The sequence below is a fragment of the Mixta tenebrionis genome (genome assembly GCF_006517625.1).
Taxonomy (GTDB): Bacteria; Pseudomonadota; Gammaproteobacteria; order Enterobacterales; family Enterobacteriaceae; genus Mixta; species Mixta tenebrionis.
This window is the reverse complement of sequence record NZ_VHQI01000008.1, coordinates 201,910-208,657: the sequence shown is the minus strand read 5'-3', so window position 1 is coordinate 208,657 and position 6,748 is coordinate 201,910. Positions and strand designations below refer to the sequence as shown.

At 54.1% G+C, this 6,748-nt stretch carries 7 protein-coding genes and 1 tRNA gene; 4 read left to right on the top strand and 4 right to left on the bottom strand.

The window, feature by feature from the left end; translation table 11 throughout:
- Nucleotides 1-194: 194 nt before the first annotated feature.
- On the bottom strand, nucleotides 195-1,094 hold the full coding sequence (yafC, locus tag FKM52_RS14740) for a DNA-binding transcriptional regulator YafC (RefSeq protein ID WP_141176931.1): 900 nt from the start codon (nucleotides 1,092-1,094) through the stop codon (nucleotides 195-197).
- Between the two features lie 197 nt (nucleotides 1,095-1,291).
- Here yafC and FKM52_RS14735 point away from each other — a divergent pair, with 197 nt between their 5' ends.
- Nucleotides 1,292-2,095: an endonuclease/exonuclease/phosphatase family protein gene (locus FKM52_RS14735; protein WP_141176930.1), complete on the top strand. Its 804-nt coding sequence runs from the start codon at nucleotides 1,292-1,294 to the stop codon at nucleotides 2,093-2,095.
- 39 nt (nucleotides 2,096-2,134) lie between these two features.
- Here the strand turns inward: FKM52_RS14735 and mltD are convergent, their stop codons facing one another.
- Nucleotides 2,135-3,520: a murein transglycosylase D gene (gene mltD, locus FKM52_RS14730; protein WP_141176929.1), complete on the bottom strand. Its 1,386-nt coding sequence runs from the start codon at nucleotides 3,518-3,520 to the stop codon at nucleotides 2,135-2,137.
- 70 nt (nucleotides 3,521-3,590) lie between these two features.
- The gene (gene gloB / locus FKM52_RS14725; RefSeq protein ID WP_141176928.1) at nucleotides 3,591-4,346 is read right to left on the bottom strand and encodes a hydroxyacylglutathione hydrolase; all 756 of its coding nucleotides are present in this window, start codon (nucleotides 4,344-4,346) and stop codon (nucleotides 3,591-3,593) included.
- A 42-nt stretch (nucleotides 4,347-4,388) separates the two neighbouring features.
- On the opposite strand from gloB, the gene FKM52_RS14720 reads away from it, so the two are divergent.
- Nucleotides 4,389-5,123: a class I SAM-dependent methyltransferase gene (locus FKM52_RS14720; protein ID WP_141176927.1), complete on the top strand. Its 735-nt coding sequence runs from the start codon at nucleotides 4,389-4,391 to the stop codon at nucleotides 5,121-5,123.
- Here FKM52_RS14720 and rnhA read toward each other — a convergent pair.
- Nucleotides 5,108-5,674, bottom strand: a complete 567-nt coding sequence (gene rnhA / locus FKM52_RS14715) for a ribonuclease HI (RefSeq protein WP_167519776.1) — start codon at nucleotides 5,672-5,674, stop codon at nucleotides 5,108-5,110. The genes FKM52_RS14720 and rnhA overlap by 16 nt on opposite strands.
- Here rnhA and dnaQ point away from each other — a divergent pair.
- Nucleotides 5,628-6,356: a DNA polymerase III subunit epsilon gene (gene dnaQ, locus FKM52_RS14710; protein WP_141176925.1), complete on the top strand. Its 729-nt coding sequence runs from the start codon at nucleotides 5,628-5,630 to the stop codon at nucleotides 6,354-6,356. The two genes, rnhA and dnaQ, sit on opposite strands and share 47 nt — an antisense overlap.
- Before the next feature lie 133 nt (nucleotides 6,357-6,489).
- Nucleotides 6,490-6,566 (top strand) — tRNA-Asp (locus FKM52_RS14705).
- The last annotated feature ends 182 nt before the right edge of the window (nucleotides 6,567-6,748 follow it).

Below are 6,748 nucleotides of genomic sequence, written 5' to 3'. Positions count from 1 at the left end.
TCGAGTCCCGTCCGTTCCGCCACTTTATTAGCAATAGCCCTGACAGTAATGTCAGGGCTTTTTGCTTTGGCAGTTTTGTAACTCAGTAGCACTTCACCTGCCCGCCAGGGTTCTTCTGCATAAGCGCAGTCAAAGCCTCTGGTGTCGTTAAGCGGTTTTTTATCACTCTTGTCTGAAGCAGGCTAAAACCAGACTCAGCGTAAGTGACGTTTGCTAATCCATTCGCTAAGAAAATCGATAAAGGCCCGGACGCGGTTGCTGACGGCGCGATCGCTGTAGTAAACGGCGCTAAATGGCATCGCTACCGGCAGGCGTCTGTCAGCCAGTACCTCTACCAGCGATCCCTCGTTGAGTTCTTTATCGATCATATAATCTGACAGGCAGGCAATGCCGTTCCCCGCCAGAGCAAGCTGCTTTAGCGTTTCTCCGCTGTTTGCCGATAACGCGGGCTGGATAGTGTAGAGTTCGCCGTCGGGCTGGGCTATCGGCCAGCGGTTAAGCGCCGGCGTTTCGACGAAACCGAGGCAGTCATGGCGCGCCAGATCTTCAACGCTGGCAGGCATGCCCTGACGCGCCAGCCAGCAGGGCGAAGCGACCATTTTACGGTAGCTGGTAAACAGAGGGCGTGCCCGCAGGCTGGAGTCAGTCAGGTTACCGGCGCGGATGGCCACATCTACTTTGCGCTCGATAAGGTTGATAAAGGTTTCGGAAGATATCAGAGACAGTGTCATTTCCGGATAGCGCTGCCGGAAAGAGGCCATCATCGGCGTCAGCAAATGAAGCACTACCGGCGTAGCGGCATCAACCCGCAATAAACCACGTGGCACCTGGCGACTTTCCATGAGCTCGCTTTCTGCCGCCGCCATTTCCTGTAACAGTTTCTGAACCTTGCGAAAGTAGCTTTCGCCTTCCTGCGTCAGGCTAAGCTGGCGCGTCGTTCGCGTCAGCAGCTCAACGCCCAGCTTGGCCTCAAGCTTTTTCACGGCGCGGCTGACGGCGGAGGTTGCCAGCTCAAGCTGTCTGGCCGCACGGCTGAAGCTGCCGCTCTCTACCACCGTAACAAATATCTTCAGTTCATCTGAGGATGCTTTCACTTTTTCTCCCCTGCATGTATCTTTCTGTAGCCTGGCGATAGGGTAGCGGCTACGGCCAGAAACCAAATTTGTTACTATCGTAACATTTGCTTGCCTGTCCGGAGGGTAAATTGCGCCGCATTGATTGAAAGTCGCCGCTGCAGCCCCTATAACTGAAGGCAGTATCTGTTGTAGTCACTTCGAAAACGGGCGGTATTGTGCGCAAAAAAACCTATGCCATGAGATATGTAGCTGGCCAGCCGGTGGAAAGGATCTTTCCACCCAACGGTATGCTGCATGTCGGCCAGGCGCGTCCGCCCGGCGCGCCGATTACGCCGGGCGCCTCGCTGCGCGTGCTGGTATGGAATATCTTCAAGCAACAGCGCGCTGACTGGATGTCGGTTTTGCAAACCTTCGGCAAGGAAGCGCAGCTGGTACTGCTGCAGGAGGCGCAAACGACTCCGGAGCTGATTCGTTTTGCTACCTCCAACTATCTTGCCGCCGATCAGGTTCCGGCTTTTGTGCTGCCTCAGCACCCTTCAGGGGTGATGACGCTGGCTGCCGCGCATCCGGTCTACTGTTGCCCGTTACGCGAGCGCGAGCCGCTGCTGCGTCTCGCTAAATCCGCTTTGATTACCGCCTATCCGTTACCTGATGGCAGGATGTTAATGGTGGTAAACATCCACGCGGTCAATTTTAGTCTGGGCATTGATGTTTACAGCAAACAGCTGGGCCCGATAGGGGAGCAGCTGGTTCATCATACCGGACCGGTAATTATGGCCGGGGATTTCAACGCCTGGAGCCGCCAGCGCATGAATGCCCTGTACCGCTTTGCGCGTGAGATGGGATTACGTGAAGTGCGCTTCACTGACGATCATCGCCGTAAAGCGTTCGGGCGTCCGCTGGATTTTGTTTTTTATCGTGGCCTGCAGGTTGGCGAAGCCACCGTGCTGGTAACGCGCGCTTCAGACCATAACCCTTTGCTGGTCGAGTTTGCCGCCGCTCCTGCAGCGCAGGCATAAAAAAAGCCGATCTTTCGATCGGCTTTCTTCATAACACGCTTAACTGTCTGGCGTCGCGCTGTTATTCACAAACAGCGTGAGCTTATCGCCCGGCTGAATCGAACTGCTGTCATTCAGCACGCTGTTCCAGCGCTTGACGTCCTGGATATCTACACCATGTCGACGTGCAATACTGGCAAGAGAATCACCTTTACGAACTTTATAGGTGATGCTGTTGCCGTTATCGGCCAGTTCACTACCCGTCGCCGCGCTGCCAAATGTTAGCGTCTGTCCCGGCTTAATGGTGTTGCCGCGCAGATTATTGGCGCGCTGCAGCTCTTTCACTGAAACGCCCACCCGGCTGGCGATGCCTGACAGCGTATCGCCGCTACGTACCTTATAGCTGCCCGCGCTGTTGGCGGCGAGGCGCGTCGGCTGCACCGCTGCAATATCGCCAGAAGCGAGCGAATTACGCAGCTGAGCGACATTCGCCTTCGGCACCATAATATAGTGCGGGCCGTTAGGCGCGGTCGAACCACGCTTATAGCCGGTGTTATAGTTTTTCAGCTTGGCGATGGGCAAGCCGGCCATTTCCGCCGCCTGCGCCAGCTTGATCTGCTGTCCAACCTCAACACGCGCCAGCGCGCGGCTTTCGTCCGGCGTGGGTAAACGTACGCCGTAACGTTTGTTATTCTTCAGGATATCCTGCAATGCCAGCATTTTCGGTACATACAGCGTGGTTTCACGCGGTAATGAAAGATGCCAGAAATCGGTCGGTTTGCCGCGCGCTTTATTCTGTTTAATCGCTTTCAGCACTCGCCCTTCGCCGCTGTTATAAGCCGCGATGGTCAGTAACCAGTCCCCGTCGAACATCGCATTCAGACGTTCCATCATATCCAAAACCGCGCGGGTAGAAGCGACAATATCGCGTCGTCCGTCATACCACTGGTTCTGTTTTAAACCGTAATTACGCCCTGTGCTTGGCACAATCTGCCAGATGCCTGCGGCATTGGCTGAAGATGTGGCACGGGGGTTAAAAGCGCTCTCCACTATGGGTAGCAGTACCAGTTCCATCGGCATCTTACGTTGCTTAATCTGCTCGACTATCCAGTACATATACGGCTCTGCCCGTAAAGTTACATCGTGGAGATAGCTCTTGTGTTTCAGGTACTTTTGTTTCTGCTCTCGGATCCGGGCGTTCTCCGGAACCTCCATCTTCAGCCCGTCGCGAATGTAATTCCACAAATCCTGGTCCTGAGTCAGGGCCGTTCCATCATCCTGCCAACGCGGGGATAACATACGATCTGTAAATTTTGCATTCTCATTTTGACCAGCTGAAGACAGGCTCTGTGCATGCTGTTCGGGTGCGTCGGCTTCATCGCGTGACGCCTGGCAACCCGTTATCAGCAAGACCGAGGCGAGAAGAATAATCGCTCTAGTCTTCATGTGTGTGTCAATGGTTGCTTAAAAGACGAGCAATCATACGTGCTGACGAACAACAACACAACCAGAAAAATCAAAAATCGTCTTTCTTCTGGCGTAGCAGGGCAAATACGTCCCATGCGTGCTGTGGCGGCATATTCAAACCAAGCGCCCTTTTTAAATCAGCATCTTGCGTGCGAAGAAATAAATTTATTCGCCGTTCGCAGCCCAGTTTTGACGGCAGACTACTGTGATTTTTGGCGCGTAACTCTTTAATTTTCTGATAATAGCGCTGAATTTCTAAGTCTTGCGGCAGGATAGCGTTAGCAAATTTTAAGTTTGAAAGCGTATATTCATGGGCGCAGCAAATCAGCGTATCATCGGGTAACTCAGCAAGTTTCTGAAATGATTGGTACATCTGCTCAGCAGTGCCTTCAAAGAGACGTCCGCAGCCACCCGAAAACAGAGTGTCGCCGCAGAAAAGATAAGGATAACTGTAATATAAGACATGTCCCAGCGTATGACCGGGGGTAAAAATTACGCTAAATTCGCAGCCCAAAACAGGTACGATATCGCCATCGCTGATAATGTGGGTGGCACCCTTATCTTGTGTCTCCTGGGGGCCATACACCACAAGATTAGGCCATTTATTTAACAGTTTTTTTACACCGCCAACGTGATCGTGATGATGATGCGTCAGCAAAATCGCCGCCGGCGTCCACTGATGCTGTTCCATCGCCGCGATAACCGGCGCGGCTTCGCCTGGATCAACGATCAGACATTGACCTGCATTATCGTCTAATGTCCAGATGTAGTTATCCCCCAATGCCGGGATACTGTTAAGATTCATACACACCTCTCGCAAGTCGTGAAGGAACGCTAATGGTAAAAAATGAAGCCTGCTAAAACACGTAAATCTCTGGCCGTGCCGCTTTCATGGCGCGATATGCCGTGGGGAGAATCGTTTCGCGACGCCTTATCCCACCATTTACAGCCTTGCCTTGGCAAGCTGTATGGCTTTCATCTGCTAAAAATCGGCAATCTGAGCGCGGAAATCGATACGCAAAACTGCGCGATATCCCATCAGGTTAGCGTAGGCGAAACGGGGCAGGAGGTGCAGGTTATCGCCGATCCGCTGCATCTGCCTTTTGAGGCGAAATCGGTGGATGCCTGTTTGCTGGCGCATACGCTAAGCTGGAGCCACGATCCGCACCGTATTTTGCGGGAGGTGGATCGCGTTCTGATTGATGACGGCTGGATGATTCTTACCGGTTTTAATCCGCTGAGCCTGCTGGGCATGGGGAAACTGATTCCCGGCCTGCATCGGCGTGCGCCCTGGAACGGCAGAATGTTCAGCCAGATGCGTCTGCTGGACTGGCTGAGCCTGCTGAATTATGAAGTGGTTTACCGCAGCCGCTTTCAGGTGGTGCCCTGGAATCGCCAGGGTGGAAAGGTGATCAGCACGCATGTTCCGGCGCTGGGCTGTATTAACATCATGGTAGCGCGCAAGCGTACCCTGCCGCTGACCATGACGCCCGCGAAAAAGCGCGCCGGGCAGGTAAAGCTACGCGCTACGGTCAACGCCACCAGGCAGCTACGCAAGCTGGAGGATCAGGATTCCGGCTGATAACCGATATCCTCAAAGGCGGGATTGCCGGCGGCGGATCGCGCCAGCTCGTCGCAGCGCTCGTTTTCCGCGTGGCCGGCATGGCCCTTGACCCACTCCCAGTTAATTTGATGGTGGCTCAGCGCCGCATCCAGCCGCTGCCATAAGTCGACATTTTTTACCGGTTTTTTATCGGCGGTCTTCCAGCCGCGCTTTTTCCAGTTATGGATCCAGCTGGTAATACCCTGGCGCAGATACTGGCTGTCGGTGCTAAGCGTCACCTCACAGGGCTGCGTCAGCGCTTCCAGCGCGACGATCGCCGCCATCATCTCCATGCGATTATTGGTGGTGCGATAAAAACCGGCGCTAAAGGTTTTCTCATGCTGGCGATAGCGTAAAATAGCGCCATAGCCGCCAGGGCCGGGGTTACCGAGGCAGGAGCCATCGGTGAAAATTTCTACCTGTTTGCGCATCTCTGGTAGACTTCCTCCTGATAAAACGCCAAGTCTGACATAAACGAGCCTTATGAGCACAGCAATTACACGCCAGATCGTTCTCGATACAGAAACCACCGGTATGAACATGGTGGGAGTGCATTATGAAGGCCACCGCATTATTGAAATCGGTGCGGTGGAGATCGTCAATCGCCGTTTGACCGGCAATAATTTCCATATGTACCTGAAGCCCGATCGGCTGGTCGACCCGGAAGCCTTCGGCGTACACGGTATCGCCGATGAGTTTTTGGCGGATAAACCCACTTTCAGCGATATCGCCGACGAGTTTCTGGAATACATTCGCGGCGCCGAGCTGGTGATCCATAACGCGGCGTTCGATATCGGCTTTATGGACTATGAGTTCGGTAAGCTAAAGCGCGGCATCGGTAAAACGGAAACCTTCTGCCGGATTACCGACAGCCTGCAGATGGCGCGTAAGCTGTTTCCCGGCAAGCGTAACAGCCTTGATGCGCTCTGCTCGCGCTACGAGATTGATAACAGCAAACGTACCCTGCACGGCGCATTGCTCGATGCCGAGATCCTCGCTGAAGTCTTCCTGACCATGACCGGCGGGCAAACCTCGCTGGCGTTCTCCATGGAAGGGGAACAGCAGCAGGATGCCAGCGGCGAAACCATCCAGCGCGTAGCGCGCACCTCAGGGCTGCGCGTGGTGGCCGCCAGCGATGAGGAGATTATGGCGCATGAGCAGCGCCTGGATCTGGTGATGAAGAAGGGCGGCAGCTGCCTGTGGCGAGCGTAAAACCATCATTTCGCTGCTAAAAAAAGCGGATAGATGAAAAAGCAGGCAAACGATCGCGCGGATAAGAAAAAGCGTTGACGCCCGCGGCAACTCCCCTTAATATGCGCCTCGTTCCCGACGGGGAACACAGCGCGGTGCGGTAGTTCAGTCGGTTAGAATACCTGCCTGTCACGCAGGGGGTCGCGGGTTCGAGTCCCGTCCGCACCGCCAACTATTCAGAAAGGCCGATTCAGCAATGAATCGGCCTTTTGCTTTTTGTTTTCCGTGCGAAATCCGCAAATTTATCCTTCCTGTGCCATCTTTCCTTGAGGCTGCATTTTTTTGTCAGCGGCAAACCACCACAGCAACATAATCCTGCCACAGCACAAACATGACTAGCTTCTTCCGCCTGC